Annotated in this window: 14 protein-coding genes; 10 read left to right on the top strand and 4 right to left on the bottom strand. The window is 34.0% G+C overall.

The features are described from left to right. From CLV33_RS13115 to CLV33_RS13105, 3 genes are all read left to right on the top strand, one after another. Nucleotides 1–1,128: a peptidylprolyl isomerase gene (locus tag CLV33_RS13115; RefSeq protein ID WP_105474308.1), complete on the top strand. Its 1,128-nt coding sequence runs from the start codon at nucleotides 1–3 to the stop codon at nucleotides 1,126–1,128. A 64-nt stretch (nucleotides 1,129–1,192) separates the two neighbouring features. Beyond that, the gene (gene lgt / locus CLV33_RS13110; RefSeq protein ID WP_105474307.1) at nucleotides 1,193–2,113 is read left to right on the top strand and encodes a prolipoprotein diacylglyceryl transferase; all 921 of its coding nucleotides are present in this window, start codon (nucleotides 1,193–1,195) and stop codon (nucleotides 2,111–2,113) included. A gap of 2 nt (nucleotides 2,114–2,115) precedes the next feature. Further along, nucleotides 2,116–2,607 (top strand): DUF192 domain-containing protein, encoded by a 492-nt coding sequence (locus tag CLV33_RS13105; protein ID WP_105474306.1) that lies wholly within the window; start codon nucleotides 2,116–2,118, stop codon nucleotides 2,605–2,607. Between the two features lie 4 nt (nucleotides 2,608–2,611). Here the strand turns inward: CLV33_RS13105 and CLV33_RS13100 are convergent, their stop codons facing one another. Then, a complete protein-coding gene (locus tag CLV33_RS13100; protein WP_105474391.1) occupies nucleotides 2,612–4,987 on the bottom strand; it encodes an outer membrane beta-barrel family protein in 2,376 nt (791 codons plus the stop codon). Nucleotides 4,988–5,172: 185 nt separating this feature from the next. Here CLV33_RS13100 and CLV33_RS13095 point away from each other — a divergent pair, with 185 nt between their 5' ends. After that, the gene (locus CLV33_RS13095; protein WP_042242675.1) at nucleotides 5,173–6,201 is read left to right on the top strand and encodes a sensor histidine kinase; all 1,029 of its coding nucleotides are present in this window, start codon (nucleotides 5,173–5,175) and stop codon (nucleotides 6,199–6,201) included. A 2-nt stretch (nucleotides 6,202–6,203) separates the two neighbouring features. Beyond that, entirely contained in the window at nucleotides 6,204–6,890 is a 687-nt protein-coding gene (locus tag CLV33_RS13090; protein ID WP_211297567.1) for a LytR/AlgR family response regulator transcription factor, read from the top strand. 36 nt (nucleotides 6,891–6,926) lie between these two features. Here the strand turns inward: CLV33_RS13090 and guaB are convergent, their stop codons facing one another. Then, the gene (guaB, locus tag CLV33_RS13085; protein ID WP_105474304.1) at nucleotides 6,927–8,399 is read right to left on the bottom strand and encodes an IMP dehydrogenase; all 1,473 of its coding nucleotides are present in this window, start codon (nucleotides 8,397–8,399) and stop codon (nucleotides 6,927–6,929) included. A 230-nt stretch (nucleotides 8,400–8,629) separates the two neighbouring features. Here guaB and CLV33_RS13080 point away from each other — a divergent pair, with 230 nt between their 5' ends. Continuing rightward, a complete protein-coding gene (locus CLV33_RS13080) occupies nucleotides 8,630–10,852 on the top strand; it encodes a TonB-dependent receptor family protein (RefSeq protein ID WP_105474303.1) in 2,223 nt (740 codons plus the stop codon). 58 nt (nucleotides 10,853–10,910) lie between these two features. Here the strand turns inward: CLV33_RS13080 and CLV33_RS13075 are convergent, their stop codons facing one another. Continuing rightward, entirely contained in the window at nucleotides 10,911–11,774 is an 864-nt protein-coding gene (locus CLV33_RS13075; protein WP_105474302.1) for a hydroxymethylglutaryl-CoA lyase, read from the bottom strand. A 114-nt stretch (nucleotides 11,775–11,888) separates the two neighbouring features. On the opposite strand from CLV33_RS13075, the gene CLV33_RS13070 reads away from it, so the two are divergent. Both CLV33_RS13070 and CLV33_RS13065 read left to right on the top strand, forming a co-directional pair. Next, complete coding sequence (locus tag CLV33_RS13070; RefSeq protein WP_105474301.1) at nucleotides 11,889–12,818, top strand: T9SS type A sorting domain-containing protein; 930 nt, start codon at nucleotides 11,889–11,891, stop codon at nucleotides 12,816–12,818. Nucleotides 12,819–12,932: 114 nt separating this feature from the next. After that, on the top strand, nucleotides 12,933–14,915 hold the full coding sequence (locus tag CLV33_RS13065; protein WP_170064021.1) for a T9SS type A sorting domain-containing protein: 1,983 nt from the start codon (nucleotides 12,933–12,935) through the stop codon (nucleotides 14,913–14,915). A gap of 2 nt (nucleotides 14,916–14,917) precedes the next feature. Here the strand turns inward: CLV33_RS13065 and CLV33_RS13060 are convergent, their stop codons facing one another. Continuing rightward, on the bottom strand, nucleotides 14,918–15,949 hold the full coding sequence (locus CLV33_RS13060; RefSeq protein ID WP_105474390.1) for a quinone-dependent dihydroorotate dehydrogenase: 1,032 nt from the start codon (nucleotides 15,947–15,949) through the stop codon (nucleotides 14,918–14,920). 151 nt (nucleotides 15,950–16,100) lie between these two features. Here CLV33_RS13060 and pepT point away from each other — a divergent pair, with 151 nt between their 5' ends. Together pepT and CLV33_RS13050 are read left to right on the top strand one after the other, a co-directional pair. Further along, nucleotides 16,101–17,348: a peptidase T gene (gene pepT / locus CLV33_RS13055; protein ID WP_105474299.1), complete on the top strand. Its 1,248-nt coding sequence runs from the start codon at nucleotides 16,101–16,103 to the stop codon at nucleotides 17,346–17,348. A gap of 114 nt (nucleotides 17,349–17,462) precedes the next feature. Then, a complete protein-coding gene (locus CLV33_RS13050; RefSeq protein ID WP_146109743.1) occupies nucleotides 17,463–17,819 on the top strand; it encodes a hypothetical protein in 357 nt (118 codons plus the stop codon). Nucleotides 17,820–18,204 lie beyond the last annotated feature (385 nt).

The raw sequence follows: 18,204 nt of genomic DNA, 5'->3' as shown, positions 1-18,204 counted from the left end.
ATGTGGCGATTGAGAATTGTATCTTTTAGCTTGCCTATGATTGTCGTGCTATTGCTGTTTGGTTGTAAATCGCAGTACCCAGAACTGGAGGATGGTATTTATGCAGAATTTAATACCACAAAAGGTAAAATGGTTGCAAAATTACACTACAAAAAAGCTCCAGTAACCTCAGCAAATTTTATTTCGTTGGCAGAAGGCACCAATACGCTTGTAGACGAAAATTACAAAGGCAAAAAACTCTATGATGGCACTATTTTCCATAGGGTAATTAATGGGTTTATGATTCAAGGTGGAGATCCATTAGGAACAGGTAATGGCAACCCTGGGTATAGGTTTATGGATGAATTTCATCCCGATTTAAAGCACAATAAACCTGGCATTTTAGCAATGGCAAATCCAGGAGCAAACTCTAATGGAAGTCAGTTTTACATTACCGAAGTACCGCGACCAGACTTGGATAACAGATATACTGTTTTTGGCGAATTGGTAATAGGTCTAGATGTACAAGATTCTATTTCGAACGTTAAAACCAATGCAGAAGACAAACCATTAGATAGCATTGTACTTCAACAATTACATATTATTAGAAAAGGTAGTGAGGCTAAAAAATTTGATGCACCCAAGGTGTTTGAAAATCATTTTGCTGAAAGAGAAAAGCGAGAAAAAGCCGTAAAGGCGAAAAAAGAAAAAATTAAAACAGAAACCAAGAACAAACACGTTAAGCAAAAAGAAAAAGCTATAGAATTAGAATCTGGTTTAAAATATTTTATATCAAAAAAAGGGAATGGCGAGCCACTTAAAGTATTCTCTAAAGCAATGACGCATTATGCTTTATTTTTAGAAGATGGCACCTTACTAGACACTAGCAACTTAAAACTAGCCGAAACTTTAGGTGCTGTTAACGATAGAAAAAAAGCAGCTAATGCTTATAAACCTATAAAAGCCGACTTAAGTCCTGATGCCGCTATGATTGCGGGATTTAAAGAAGGGTTGCAACAACTAAACGTTGGCGATAAGGCTACTCTATTTATTCCTTATCACTTAGGGTATGGAGAAGCAGGTAACCGTGGCATACCACCTAAAACCAATCTCATTTTTGAGGTTGAAATCTTGAGTTTGGCTAAATAGCTAAACAAAACTTTAACACATAAGTGTAGTTAAACCTTTATATTTACGCTGTAAAATAATAGTTATGTACGCATTAAAATTTGATTGGAACCCCATTACAGGAATAGATATCGTTGGTAATTTTAAACTCCACTTTTACAGTCTTATGTGGGTTATTGCTTTTATTTTGGGTTGGTATATCATGAAACGTATTTATACCAAAGAAAAAGTTAAGCTAGAATATCTAGACCCCATGTTTATTTACGTAGTATTATCAACTATGTTAGGTGCGCGATTAGGACACGTACTTTTTTATCAATCAGAACTAATAAAACAAGATTTTTTCAGCATATTTCTTCCCTTTAGCTTTAAAGATGGTATAGAATTTACCGGATTTCAAGGATTGGCAAGTCATGGCGCTGCCATAGGTATTATTATCGGCATGTATTTGTACCGAAAAAAATATAACTATAAATCCTTACTTTGGATTTTAGACCGATTGGTTATTCCAGTAGCTTCTGGTGCTGTTTTTGTACGTATAGGTAATTTTATAAATTCTGAAATTATTGGAAAAGCCTCTGGTGATTTTCCTTTAGGCGTACGTTTTATTCAAGACTATTACAATAAATATGAAGCCGTAAGAATAACAGGAATTAAAGATGTACAAGCTGCCTATGCTGCCATTGCCAATAATACAGGATTATTGGAAGCAGTACCATACAGGCATCCAGCACAGTTATACGAGTCGTTCTGCTATATTTTTGTATTCTTAATATTGTGGTATTTCTACTCTAAAACCCCAAAAAGAGACCAAACAGGATTTATTTTTGGGTTGTTTTTAGCATTGCTATGGACGGTTAGGTTCTTTGTAGAATTTGTTAAAGAAGCTCAAGTAGACGATAGAGCAACCTGGGCCTTAAACACTGGCCAATGGTTAAGCATTCCTTTTGTAATATTAGGGCTGTATTTTATGTTTAAATACAAACCCAAAACTCCTGTGCGTTAAAAATGAGAGGGTTTAGAAATTTTCTTTTTTTAGTAGTTGTTGTATTGCAAACCGTTTTAATATCTTGTAAAGAAGAAAAGCAGCAAGTAAAACAAACCGAGGTTAACTTTACAAAAGAAGGGGAATTATTAATTTTTAATGCTGAAACCGATTCGCTTAAAGTAAAATTAGATATTGAAATTGCAGATACCGATTATGATATAGAAACAGGACTAATGTATCGCAATGGCATGAAAAACTCCCAAGGCATGCTCTTTATTTTTGAAGATGAACGCGAACGCTTTTTCTTTATGAAGAATACAAGAATTCCTTTAGATCTTGTTTATATAAATGCAAATAAAACCGTTATTAGTTTTCAAAAAAACGCAAAACCTTTTGATGAAACATCACTACCTTCTGGTGGGCCTGCCAAATACGTACTTGAAGTTAATGCGGGAATGGTAGATACATGGCACCTTTTGGTAAACGATTCTATTTCTTTTCATAAAATGTAAAGCATTATCGGCGTTTTCCTCCAGAATACTCCATGGCTTCTCCCTTACCAAAGCCATAACTAAATCCAATAGCTACAAAACGTCCACGCCTGCTCCAACTGTAAGCTTCTGAGTTGCCTTGTGCAATAAAATTCTCAAAAAACCTAGATTTAAATACATCTCGTATGCTCAAATTAATAACGCCTTTATCTTTAAGGATTTTTTTACGAACACCAATATCTAAAAAGGTATTAGCACTTCTTATACCTTGTACGGTTTTAACTCTTGATCTGTGATTTCCTACCGCTTCTAAATCTATATCTGCTGGCAGCTTAAATTTTGCCATAAGTTTAGAACTCCATTCATCACCATTAAAGTCAAAAATAGTAGCCTCAAACGTTCCCTTTCTATTAAATTGATTATAATTAAAATCAACATTAAATGTTAACCATTTGGCAGGACTATACTTTGTATTAAACTCAACACCTATAGTGCTATTAGTTCCTATATTTTCTGGCATACTAATATTAACGTTATCCTCAAATACCGAAATACGTTCTATAACATCTGTAGTAAAGCGGTGAAAAATACCAAAATTTAAATCGGTTTTTCCAATATCAAAGATGCTGGTAAGCTCATAAGAATCTGTAAACTCTGGCTTAAGGTTTGGGTTACCTTGGCGAATATTAAAATTGTTACGAATATTAAAAAACGGATTCAACTCGCGCATCCCTGGCCTGTTTATTCGTGCTGAATAGCCTGCTTGTAACGATATAGCGTTAGATAACTTGTAGGACGTATGAATACTAGGAAACAAATTAGTATAGTTTTGGTTGTTAGATTCGTTTGTGGTTACAAGTGTGGTAGTTAAATCGGTTTGTTCTAATCGTAATCCACCTTTTACGCCCCATTTTTCATATTCGTATCCTCCAATTAAATAAGCGCCCAATACTTTTTGGTCGAACTCAAAATTATTGGTTAATCCCAAATCTGTTTCAAAAACGCCATCTACTAAATTTTGAACTTCAAAATCATTACCAATATCGTTAATTACGTATTGCGCGCCTGTTTCCATAGTCCAAATCTCAGAAAACGGTTTAGTATAATCTAGCTTAAAGGTATAGGTATTATCAGAGTAATCTGTTCTAGTGTTTTGGGTATTATCTCTATCTGTTCCAGAGATTGTAGTATCTTGAAATAACGATTCTAAGTCTTTCCCAAAAGAGTTTCCTGTAGCACTTAACAATAAATCATGGTCTTCATGATCCGCAAAATCCTTCTTATAAACTAATTCGTATTGCCATTTTGGGTTTGTTGCTTCTGTAGTTTCAGAACGGTTCCACTCAGACGTTACATTATTACTCGCATCAATAGCTTTAAAATTAATATCTGATGGTTGATCTTCTATTTCGTAAGCAAAATTTCCAGATAATGTTATTACGCTTGTAGGATTTATATAATAGTCTGTACCTAAGGTAATATTATAGAATTTTTCAACTCTTAAATCCTCACCTACGCTCACAATAGATGTACCTGTATCTAAGTCTTCATTTATATTTTCAGAATCTCGGGGATACACCCTTCTTCCAAAACCAAGTTGGGTAAATAAATTAAACTTTTCAGAGCGTTTATTTAAACTTAAACCAAAACTATTATTGTCTGGTATACCGGTATTTAAGCTAAATGCACCGTTAATGCCTTTACGTTCGTCTTTTTTTATCACTATGTTTATAATTCCAGATGTACCTTCAGCATCATATTTAGCAGAAGGGTTTGTAATTACTTCAATTCTATCTATCATATCGGCAGTAATACTGCCCAAAGCACCACCGTCTTCAGTTAAAATAGACGGTTTGCCATTAATTAAAACCTGTACCCCCGTACTTCCCCGTAAACTTATAGCACCTTCAATATCTACATTTACAGACGGCACATTATTTAAAACCTCTAAAGCACTAGCACCCGTACTACTCAAGTCTTTACCTATATTAAATACACGTTTATCTAGCTTAAATTGAGATGATGACACTTCGGCCTCTACCAAAACCTCTCCTAACTGTTCTGCATCTTCAGTAAGTGTAATTATACCTAAATCTACATTTTCGTTATTAATACTATACGTTGTAATTGTCTTGGTTTGAAAGCCAATAAAGCTAACTTCTATGAAAAAATTTGAAGCTTCGGTAGTTACCTTAAAAGTACCGTCTTCTAAAGTCATTGCTCCAGTAATAGATTGTTTTGTTGCTTTATCTGCAATTACCACGGTTGCGTAGGCCAATGGCTGACCAGAAACCTCTTCTACAACTGTACCACTTATTGTAACTTCCTGCGATAATCCCTTTAAACTAACGAAACACAAAAAACATAAAAGACTGAAATTAATAGTTCTGAACACTTTCATTTTAGCACATATTTTTTTTGCTAAGTAAGTGTTTATTTGTTTAACCTTAAACAAAATTCTGTAAACAACAAAAGGTGCCCACTAATCGACAAATTATAATTAAAAATGTACGTTTACAGTGCTGTTTATGTTGTTTACGGTAATCTTTTTTAGTGATTATGCTTTATATTGTACATTTATAAAAAATGACACTACGTAACAAAACATTGTTAACTACATGGCAGGAAATTGCGTTTCAAATTGTCCTACATATTCTGGTGTTTTTATTTTATGCATATAATAGAAACGATAATGCACTAGAATTAAATCGTTTTGTTTTCTTTTTAAATAGTGCCGTAACCGCTGGTATTATTAATTATTTTTTGTTTCCAAAGTTTTTTTACAAAGAGAAATATTCCATATTCTTCTTAATGCTATTTTTAGTTTTGGCCTTAGCCATTATAAATGAAGAATTTGTACTGGAACAAATATTTTTTGCAGATAGCAGGCGCTCTAAATCCTTTCCTGGTGTGTTTTTTACGTTAGTAGAAATTCTACCTACAGTAGCTGTTTTATCTGGTTTTAAATTTACGTGGGACGCTATAAAAAACAAGAAACAAGTTGAAAAGCTGTCTACCCTTGTTAAAGAAAGCGAGCTTCAGTTTTTAAAATCTCAAATAAACCCTCATTTTTTATTCAATAATTTAAATAACCTATACTCTTATGCCATAGAGCAATCTCCAAAAACGCCCTCTATAATATTAGAGTTGAGTTCTGTATTACGATATATGCTTTATGAATGTAAAGCAAAGTATGTTCCCCTTACAAAAGAAATTGAACACCTAAAGAACTTTACTGAGTTGAACAAGTTACAGATTGAAAATCGTGGGGTTATTGAGTTTTCATCAAAACATATAAATCCAGAGTATAAAATTGCCCCACTTATTTTGGTAGTTTTTATAGAAAATGCTTTTAAACATAGCCAAACATCACAATCTAAAAACATTAAAATTGATGTTAATATTAATATGCGGGACAATATTTTAATTTTTAATTGCAAGAATAATTACAAACCTACAGGTAGTACACAAGACGATTTAACACATGGCATTGGATTGAAAAACGTAAAGAAACGGCTGGATTTATTATACAAAAACAATTACAGATTGGATATAAAACAATCTGACGTAGATTACGAAGTGAGTTTAACGCTAACCCTACACAAAACCCCCTAATTATGGTTTGTATTGTAATTGAGGACCAACCACCTGCGCAGCGTATTTTAAAAAAATATATAGAAAATACAGATACCTTAAGCTTGGTAGCTATTTTTCCTGATGCTTTAGAAGCTATGATTTTTTTAAAATCTGAACCTGTAAATCTTATATTTCTAGATATAAACTTACCCAAAATATCTGGTATAGACTTTTTAAAAGCATTGCCCAATGCACCTCATATTATTTTAACAACAGCATTTTCGGAATATGCCATTGAAAGTTATGAATTAAATGTTACAGATTATTTATTAAAACCCTTTTCTTATGAGCGCTTTTTAAAAGCAGTACATAAAGTTTTACCGAACAAGACTTTAAATAAACCACCCAAGGAGTTGTTTATAAAATCTGGCTTTGAACATATTAAAATAATTATCAATAGTATTTCATTTATAAAATCTGATGCAGATTATACTGAGATAATAACCGAAAAAAAGAAATACCTATCTAGCGAACCCTTAAGGCACTGGTTAGAAGTTTTACCTAAAAATCAATTTATAAGAATTCATAAATCTTATATTGTAAATACCAGAAAAATAGAAAAATTTACGAGAAACACCGTAAGCTTATCCAACAAACATAAATTGCCTATTGGTCGTGCGTTTAAGGAAGATTTTATAGCATATACCTTAAAAAATAATACGCTATAATTACAACATTAGAACTGTAATTACCAATACAACATATTACCTTGAATAATTTGGAGATTCCTTTGTAATGGTAACATCGTGCGGATGACTTTCGTTAATACCGCTTGATGTTATTTTTACAAACTGACCTCTTTGTTGAAGTGCAGCAATATCTTTAGCGCCACAATAGCCCATTCCTGCTCGTAAACCTCCAATAAATTGGTGAATGCTTTCGTTCAACTCCCCTTTGTAAGGCACACGCCCAACGATACCTTCCGGTACTAGTTTTTTAATATCGTCTTCCACATCTTGAAAGTAACGATCTTTACTACCTTGTTTCATTGCTTCTACCGAGCCCATACCACGGTAAGACTTAAACTTACGCCCTTCGTAAATAATAGTTTCACCTGGAGATTCTTTGGTTCCTGCCAAAAGCGAACCCAACATTACCGTATCTGCTCCTGCAGCTATGGCCTTAGGTATGTCGCCTGTATAACGAATACCACCATCTGCAATAACAGGAACACCACTACCTTTAATAGCTGCTGCTACTTCTAATACTGCCGAAAATTGAGGAAAACCTACACCTGCAACAACTCGTGTTGTACAAATTGAACCAGGACCAATACCAACCTTAACAGCATCTGCACCTGCTTCTACCAAATATTTTGCTGCTGCACCTGTTGCTATATTACCAACAATAACATCTAGTTGTGGAAATTTATTTTTTATATCTTTTAAAACACTAACCACGCCTTTGGTATGCCCATGTGCGGTATCAATTACCACTGCATCTACCCCAGCATTCACTAAGGCCTCTGCTCTATCTACAGCGTCTCCAGTTACTCCTATGGCGGCAGCTACACGTAAACGTCCGTATTCATCTTTATTTGCATTTGGTTTTTGACTTAGCTTTGTAATATCCCTAAATGTTATTAATCCAGATAACTTATAATTATCATCAACAATTAATAATTTTTCAATTTTGTGTTCTTGAAGAATAAGTTCGGCGTCTTTTAAGGAAGTACCAACTGGTGCTGTTACTAGCTTTTCGCCAGTCATTACTTCTGCAATAGACTTTTTGTTTTCGTGTTCAAAACGTAAATCGCGATTAGTTACAATACCTTTTAAAGTGCCGTCTTCTGTAACGATAGGTATGCCGCCAATACTATGCTCTGCCATATTGAGTTTAGCATCGGCTACAGTAGCGGTTAACGGAAGGGTTACAGGATCTATAATCATTCCGCTTTCTGCACGTTTTACACGGCGTACTTTCATTGCCTGTGCTTCAATCGTCATGTTTTTGTGTAGTACACCAATACCGCCTTCTTGCGCCATGGCTATGGCCATTTTACTTTCAGTAACCGTATCCATAGCTGCCGAAATAATAGGCACATTAATGGTTATATTACGAGTAAATTTAGATTGTATACTAACTTCTCTTGGAAGAACTTCTGAAAAGGCTGGAACCAGTAAAACGTCGTCGTATGTTAAACCTTCTCCTAAAATCTTGTCTTGATGTGCAGTCATGTTGCAATTACGATTATAATTGCGTGCAAATTTACGCTTTTTTTATATACGAGGCGCTAAATACACTATTATTATGTCCAGACCAGTAAAATTTAACTTTAGTAAAAAACTATGATTCAACATATTAAGAAATTTATTTTTATTTATTCTAAATAAGCTTTGTGAAAGTAAAATTCATTTCTATTTTTGCAGTCGAAATTGAAATATTATTTTTAATCAGTCTAAATAAAATGAATATCAAAACTACACTATTAGCTTTATTATTTGCCAGCATTACCTTTGCTCAGGAAAAAGCAAACAAACCTAAAGATTCAATTCAAAAGTTAGACCAAGTACTTATTAGCACCAAAGTTATTTTTGGAAATAAATACGAAGCAAAAAACAGAACAGGTTCATCTTACTACATTTCTCCAGAAGAACTAGCTAAATTTAATTACACAGATATTAATCGTGTACTAAGATCAGTGCCAGGGGTAAATATATACGAGGAAGATGGTTTTGGTTTAAGACCAAATATAAGTTTAAGAGGCACCTCTCCAGAGCGTAGTGCAAAAATATCAATTATGGAAGATGGTATCTTAATTGCACCTGCACCATACAGTGCTCCAGCGGCCTATTACTTTCCTTCGGTAGCGAGAATGCAAGCTGTTGAAATTTTAAAAGGTAGTAGCCAAATACAATACGGTCCTTTTACTACTGGTGGTGCAATAAATTTGGTAAGTACCCAAATACCAAACACATTTCAAGGTGCTTTAAAAGCTAGTTATGGAAGTTTTAATACTGGCCAGATACACGCTAAAATAGGTGATAGCAGAACAAACTTAGGGTATTCTATAGAGTTTTTAAATTTCAATTCAGACGGATTTAAAAACTTACCCGATGGCAGCAATACTGGCTTTGATAAAAATGATGTGGTTGCTAAATTTAGATTGAATTCTAATCCAGATGCAACAATAAAACAAGCTGTAAATTTTAAATTTCAATATTCCGATGAAGTATCAAACGAAACCTATTTAGGATTGTCACAAGATGATTTTGCATCAAATCCATTTAGTCGTTATGCTTCTTCACAAGATGATAAAATGACCAACGATCATATTCAATTTACAGTAAGCCATGAGCTTGAATTTTCAAAACGTTTTAGAATTACCACTGATGCGTATTATAATGGATTTTCGAGAAATTGGTATAAATTAAATGATGTTGTTTTTAATGGTGACAAAGTTGGTATTTCATCAGTTGTTGATAGTCCTGAAACTTATCCAAATCATTTTTCTGTAGTTAATGGCAGTGTAAACTCTAATGCAGATGCACTTATCTTAAAAGCTAATAATAGAAGGTACAAGGCGCAAGGCATTCAAACAAAGCTAGATTTTCATTGGTCTGGCACTAATGTATTTCATGATTTAGAAATTGGCTTGCGCTACCATTATGATGAAGAAGACCGCTATCAATGGAAAGATGGTTATAACATTGTAAATGGTGAAATGAACCTTACCTCAAATGGAGCCCCAGGAAGCGATGCCAATAGAATTAGTAGCGCTAATGCTTTTGCTGGTTCTATACTTTATAAATTAAAATATAATAAATTAACACTAACACCTGGTATTCGATATGAAAATATTGTTTTAAACAGAGAGGATTTCGGAAATGACGACCCAAATAGAACAGGAAGAAACATATCAGAGCGAGAGAACAAAGTAGACATTTTTATTCCAGGAATAGGTTTTAACTATAAATTTAACGCTTACACCTCTCTATATGGTGGCGTACATAAAGGCTTCTCGCCCCCAGGTAATTCACCCGACCAAGAATCTGAAGAAAGTATTAACTACGAATTAGGTTCTCGTTTCAACTTTAAGGGCATAAGAGGTGATGTAGTTGCATTTTACAACGATTACAGCAACCTATTAGGAAGCGATTTAGCTGCTACTGGCGGTACTGGTTCGCTAGACCAATTTAATGCTGGTGAAGTTGCTGTAAAAGGTATAGAGTTACTTTTAAATTACAATTTATTAGAAAAAAATATCAGGTTTAATTTACCGCTTACATTTGGGTACACTTACACCGATACAGAGTTTTTAAATAGTTTTGGTAGTGATGATGGCTTGTGGGGAGAAGTTACCGAAGGCGATGAGTTGCCATACATTGCAAAACACCAATTTAACACCTCAATTGGGTTAGAGCATAAATCTTTTGAATTATTTGTAAACGGACGTTTTAATGGTGCATTTAGAACTCTAGCAGGTACCGAAGACATTACTAATGAAAACGGCGTTGTTTCAAACTTTATCTTAGATTTTTCAGGAAAATACCACTTTAATAAACACGTAAGCCTTACTGGAAATGTTATAAACTTATTAGATGAAACTTACGCAGTTTCTAGAGTTCCAGCCGGTTTACGCCCTGGCCATCCATTTGGAGCTTATGCTGGTTTAGAATTTAGATTTTAAAAAACCTCCAAATTTAATTTCCTAACGAAAAAGTACTGAAATCTCAGTACTTTTTTTGTTAGTGATAGTATTTAAAAATCTTAGAGGCTTCGTTATGTGCACTTTCAAAACTTAATGCATTTAGGGTATTATTTCCTTTTGAAGTAAAATAGGATAGTAATTTTTCGGTTGGCATATTTCCTGTTAACTCATCTTTAGCCATTGGGCAACCACCAAAACCTTGTATGGCACCATCAAACCTATGGCAGCCTGCATTGTATGCAGCATCAACCTTTTCAAACCAAGTAGTTGGTGTAGTGTGCAAATGGGCTCCAAATTCAATATTAGGATACTTAGGGATTAAATTAGAAAACAAATAATCTATACTCTCTGGATCTGAGGTTCCAACGGTATCGCTAAGCGATAAAATGTTCACGCCCATATTAGCCAATTTTTCGGTCCACTCGCCTACTATATCTACATTCCATGGATCTCCATAAGGATTACCAAATCCCATGGAAATATAAACCACAACTTCTTTGTTTACACCATTTGCTATTTCTAATATTTCCTTAAGAATATCGACAGATTGCGCTATGGTTTTGTGCGTATTACGCATCTGAAAATTTTCTGAAATTGAAAACGGATAGCCCAAATAATTTATAGTTTTATGTTGTGCTGCATCGTTTGCGCCTCTTGTGTTTGCTATAATTGCCAAAAGCTTACTCGTTGTCTTACTTAAGTCTAGTTGCTCTAAAACGGCTGATGTATCTACCATTTGAGGAATAGCCTTGGGCGACACAAAACTTCCAAAATCTATAGTATCGAAACCTACTCTTAACAACGACTGTATATACTGCACCTTTTTTTCAGTAGGAATAAATGTTTTTATGCCTTGCATTGCATCACGCGGACATTCAATTATTTTAACAGGTTTTAGCATATAACTTTAAAAAAATTTAGAGTGCTAAAAATACTATTATTTTTCTGATTGTAAGTTCACTTGTTTAATATCGACATACACATTAACTATTAATCCATCAAAAAAAACACTACCATGAAAAAAATTACAATGCTTACCCTTATGCTTTTTAGTGCTTATGGTTTTGCACAAAGTGAAGCTAACTACGATATTTCTATTACAACCATTTGGAATGCTACCGAGCACACCTCAGTTCCCGGAAATGCACATTGGTCTCCTTTAGCTGGTGCTACACATAAAAACCCAAACGATATTTTGGAGTTTGGCGTTACTGCTCCTTTAACTAACGGTATAAAAAATATTGCTGAAACTGGAAACACCTCTAATTTTATGAGCGAAGTAAACACAATGATTACTTCTGGAAATGCAGATAAATATTTACAACAAAGCTTTTCGCCGTTTGCGGGCAACAACAGTACCGCAACAATTAGCGGCGTTTCTGTTAACGAAGACTTCCCGCTAATTACCTTAGTATCTATGGTAGCTCCTAGCCCCGATTGGTTTATAGCTGTTAATAGCGAAAACTTAAGGTCTGGAAATCCAGCTGTAAATAATGGTTGGAGAGACACATTTACCATGGATGTTTTTGTATATGATGCTGGTACAGATTCTGGTGCAGATTATACATCTGGAAATTTGATAACCAACCCCAGAACCCCAATTACAATGGTTACCGGTTCTCCAATAAATGGCAACAGAATGGCCACTGTAACCTTTACTTACAATTCTTCTACTTTAAGTAATGATGTTAGGAATGTATTTGAAAATATTGAAGTTTTCCCAAATCCAACAACAGATAAATTTACCATATCTAATATTAGAAACACCAATTTAAAACGTGTAGAAATCTACTCGCTTTTAGGCAAATTAAGTAAAACTATAATAGTTAACAACACTACGAACAATCTAGAGGTTGATGTATCAAATTTAACTTCAGGTATTTACCTCTTAAAACTTAAAAATGAAGAAGATAGTAGTAAAACCCAAAAGCTAATAGTGCGATAACCACACATTATCGATAAAAAATTTACACACAACGTTTTTATTACCTAAAACGAATACCATGGGGTACATTTGATTTAAACTAAATGCCCCATGAAGTTTTGCCAAAATTTGAGAATGCTTGTATCAGCGCTGTTTACTGTGTTGGCTACTACTTTTTATGCTCAAAATACTTCCAATTTTTGCGGCACTGAAATCACTAACGAATCAATATCTTATTTTCAAAGTTTTCAAGACGACATCAAATTATATGAAAACGAGTTTATGTCGCTTTCTGAAAAATCAAAAAAAACGGGAACTCACAAAAACACTATACCTACGCCTTTAAATTCTATACCTGTAAAAGCACATATTATTCGTTCTTCCTCAGGACAAGGAGGGTTAAGCTTAAACGAACTTTATAAAGCCATTAATGATTTAAATGAAATTTATGCCGATGCTTTCCTAGAGTTTTTTCTTTGTGATGGTGTAAATTATATTAACAACGACGATTATTATCATGGTTTTAATAGATCTGATGAACCCAATTTAACAGAGCATAACTACATACCTGGTGTTATAAATATTTATTTTACTGAATATGTTGAAGTTAAACCTGGTGTTAGTTTATGTGGTTACTCCAATACTTTTGGAGGCTCTGATGTTATTGTTATGAATAACAGCTGCGGCACCAATGGGAGTTCGCTGGCTCATGAAGTTGGTCATTTTTTCTCATTGATGCATACCCATGGTCCTGACAACCACCAATTAACTACTGAATTGGTTGATGGCTCTAACTGTGATACAGACGGCGATATGATTTGTGATACACCTGCAGACCCAGGCCTAAGCACAAATTGCGTAAATAACGACTGTGAGTATACAGGCAAATTAAAAGATGCCAATGGCGATTTTTATGCGCCAGACACAAAAAACATTATGTCTTATTCTCGCTCTAGCTGTAAATCTCATTTTTCCGAACAGCAATTGGCAAGAATTTATGCGTTTTACAAATCTGCAAGACAGTACTTATCCTGCCCTTCTGCACATGTTAATTTTACTGCAGATAGTTTTCAAGAGTGTGGTAATACATTAACCGTTAACTTTAAGGATTTAAGTGTTGGCGCCACATCATGGCAATGGGATGTTGATGGTGATAATATTATAGATTATACCGAACAAAATCCCACACATACCTACACGGAAGGAATTTACGATGTAACATTAACTATTTCCACGGTAAGTATCGGTTACAAAAACAATGAAGAACACCAAGAAAGTTTGGCTACTACCATAAGCAAAACGTTTTCGCAAATTATAAAAGTAGGCACACAAGAAGACGCATCCCTTAACGTAGATTTCGATACATTTGATTTTGCTAGTTCTAACGGTTGGTCTGCTATAGATGTTTCGGGCAACGGGTTTAATTGGTTGGTTAATTCTGGCGAAACTGTTTCTAACAGTACCGGTCCCATGTTAGACAAAACTAGTAACAAAAGCTCTGGAAAATATATATATACAGAAGCTTCTGGTTCTAAAGCAGGTGATATTGCTGAGTTTGTATCGCCTTGTATCAATATCAATGCAACAAACGCCGAATTGGAATTTTACTACCATATGTTTGGTGACAATATTGGAGAGTTACATGTAGATATTGAGACAGACAACAATTATTATTACGATGTTATTCCTGCATTAGTTGGCGAACAACAAACTGAACAAACTGATGATTTTATACCGCAATTAGTAAACTTATCACGGTTTTATGGGCAAACCATAAATATACATTTTAGAGCCATTCGTGGCGATGGTTGGGCTGGCGATATTGCCATAGATGGCATTAGTATAAAAGAAAATACCGCTACTCAAAAAAGTGAAGACGCTACTACACTAAAATTATACCCTAATCCGGTTACCAATGGTATTTTAAACATTGTTGCAACATCAAAAAAGAAAAATTCTACCGATTATTTCACGGTCTCAAATCTTGTAGGGCAAGTTTTCTTAACTGGTAGTTTGATAGAAAACCAGCAAATTGATGTTTCTAAATTACCACACGGCTCTTATTTAGTTACCATAGTAAATGGTAAAAATGTGAAAGTAAAACAGTTTATAAAGTAAGATTATGCTTTTAAAATCGCTTTATTAATACGTTTTATTAAACTAGGCCCTTCATAGATAAATCCAGTGTAAATTTGTATTAAATCTGCTCCCGCATTTAGTTTTTCTAGTGCATCTTCGGCAGAATGTATGCCTCCCACACCAATTATTGGAAATGCTTTATTACTTTTTCTAGAAAGGTATTTTATAACCTCAGTACTTTTATTTTTTATAGGTTGCCCACTTAAACCTCCATTACCTATAGCCTTTAATTGCTCTGGAGTTGCCTTTAAACCTGCTCTGTCTATAGATGTGTTACTAGCAATAACGCCATCTAGATGTGTAGATTTTACAAGTGCTATAATTTCGTCTAATTGTCCTTTATTTAAATCTGGTGCAATTTTTAAAAGTATTGGCTTTTGTTTATCAAACGTTTTATTTGCTGTTTGTACTTCGCCAATTAATTCTTCTAAATAATCTTTATCATTTAACTTAGCATGACTTCCAACATTTGGACAACTCACGTTCAATACAAAATAATCTACAAACGGGTGTAATACATTAAAACACTCTAAATAATCTTTAGTGTAATCTTCGGGCTTAGTTGTTGTATTCTTACCAATATTTCCACCAATAATTAATCTGCCTTTATTCTTTTTAAGCTTAACTATAGCAGCTTCTAATCCCTTATTATTAAAACCCATTCGGTTAATAATACCTTTATCGTCTTTTAAACGAAATAAACGTTTTTTAGGATTTCCCTCCTGCCCTTTGGGAGTAACAGTACCTATTTCAATAAAGCCAAAGCCAAAATTTGCTAATTCATTATACAATACTGCATTTTTATCGAAACCAGCTGCTAAACCTACAGGATTTTTAAACTTAAGTCCTAAAATTTCACGCTCTAAGCGTTTATCCTCAATTGTATATAAACTTCTGTAAAGTGCAGGGATACCCGGTATTTTAGAGGTTAATTTTATTAAATCGAAAGTAAAATGATGGATTTTTTCGGGGTCGAAGGCAAAAAAAAGGGGGCGAAGGAGCGCTTTGTACATCAGTTTTATTTTTGCAAAAATAGGTGGAAAAGTTGTAAATAAAAAATTGAGATCGAGGAACATCTTATCATCTATATTCTCGATTAATAATTGTAAATTAGAGGCACTAAATAGCACTAATTTATCTTACTGAATTACAAAAATTTCCCAAATGATTTCAAAAGAACACATCATAAAACGATTTACTAGCTACGTTACTATTGATACTCAATCTGATCCAAATTCAGATACCACCCCAAGTACTAAAAAGCAATGGGATTTAGCCAATAAACTAGCAGAAGAGTTAAAGGCAATTGGCATGCAGGATGTTACAATAGATGATAATGCTTATATTATGGCAACCCTACCTAGCAATGTATCGTATAATGTTCCAACTATTGGTTTTATTTCGCATTTTGATACCTCACCAGATTTTACAGGAGCTAACGTAAAGCCTCAAATTATTGAAAATTATCATGGAGGTGATATCGTTTTAAATAAAGAAGAAAATATTATTTTATCACCTGACTATTTTGAGGATTTAAAACAGTATATAGGCCAAACCTTAATTACCACAGATGGTACAACGCTACTTGGAGCCGATGATAAAGCTGGTATTTGCGAGATTATTTCTGCTATGGAATATTTAATAAATCACCCAGAAATTAAACACGGAAAAATAAGGGTGGGCTTTACGCCCGATGAAGAAATTGGTAGGGGCGCTCATAAATTTGATGTTGAGAAATTTGCAGCAGATTGGGCTTATACTATGGACGGAAGCCAAATAGGCGAATTAGAATATGAAAATTTTAATGCCGCTAGTGCTGTTGTAACAATAAAAGGCAAAATTGTACATCCTGGGTATGCCAAAGGAAAAATGATAAACTCTATGTATATCGCTACAGAATTTATTAATTCCTTACCAAGAATTGAAACTCCAGAGCATACTGAAGAGTATCAAGGTTTTTTTCATTTACATACTATTAATGGTGATGTAGAACAAACCAAACTACAATACATAATTAGAGACCATGATAAAGGCCATTTTGAAGCCCGAAAAGAGGTAATGCAAAAACTAACTAACGAGCTGAATTCACAATATGAACGCGAAGTAATTACTACTGAAATTAAAGATCAGTACTATAACATGCGCGAAAAAATAGAGCCTGTTATGCATATAGTTGATATTGCAGAAGAAGCTATGAAACAACTAAACATTGAGCCACTAATTAAGGCTATTAGAGGTGGTACAGACGGCTCGCAATTAAGTTATATGGGGTTGCCATGTCCTAATATTTTTGCTGGCGGCCATAACTTTCATGGGCGTTATGAATATGTTCCTGTAGAAAGTATGATAAAAGCTACTGAAGTGATTTGTAAAATTGCGGAATTGACTGCTCTTAAAGAAAAAACAACTTGACTTTGTAGAAATTTTCAACTATCTTCGTTAACGTCGGATATAAGTCATTAAAACGACAGATATCCGCGAAAGTTGCCATTCATTGGTGGAACGCACTCACAACCTAAAAAAAAAATGAAAAAAATATTTGGATTTCAAATTACTATTAATGACAAAAAAATCTGTCGAGCGGGATTTGAAAATAAAAATTCAGTATTGACTTGTATTTTAGATTCAATTAGACGAGAAAATGACGAATCAGAAGAATTGAATATCTCGATTGCAGGTTTAAATTCTGATACTAAAGAAAGGGCTAATTGGTTTCAAAGTAAATTAAACGAAAAGGATAAAATCTCAATAGAAATAATATCTGATAATTTTGACAGTCCTATTTCAATGAGAAGTGCTTTATCTGAAAAAGACATTATAACCCGTAAACTGAAAACATATCATAAGTTAAAAGAAGAACTGAAGGAATATTTAGAAGAATAAAAAGCTCAGAATTCGGACTTAATTTCTAAATAATAAAAAACAACGAAATGGCAACACCGTATAAAAAAATTGCTAGTTTTAGCTAAACCAAAGTTAGTTGCTCCTTTGCTAGCTTCTGATTTTCCTTCGGAAAATCCTCGCATACAATCCCGCAACTATTCTTACACATAAACGTTAACGAAACTGCAAAACGTAACGCCATCAAACAAAGCCATTTAGAAAAAATAAAAGAGGCTGTCTGAAAAGGCAGCTTTTTTTTTGCGATTGATAGAGTTAGTTTTTAACTTTAGGGATGAGCAAAAAAGTAGTTTTTAAGACCTACCATCAAGACCAGCTAAGTCTATTGCCACCAAGTTATGATGATTTAGTCCCTACTAATCATCCT

It is taken from the genome of Jejuia pallidilutea, from assembly GCF_002973595.1.
In the GTDB taxonomy this organism is placed as follows: domain Bacteria; phylum Bacteroidota; class Bacteroidia; order Flavobacteriales; family Flavobacteriaceae; genus Jejuia; species Jejuia pallidilutea.
The sequence above is the reverse complement of the archived record's forward strand: the minus strand, read 5'-3'. Positions and strand labels throughout refer to the sequence as shown.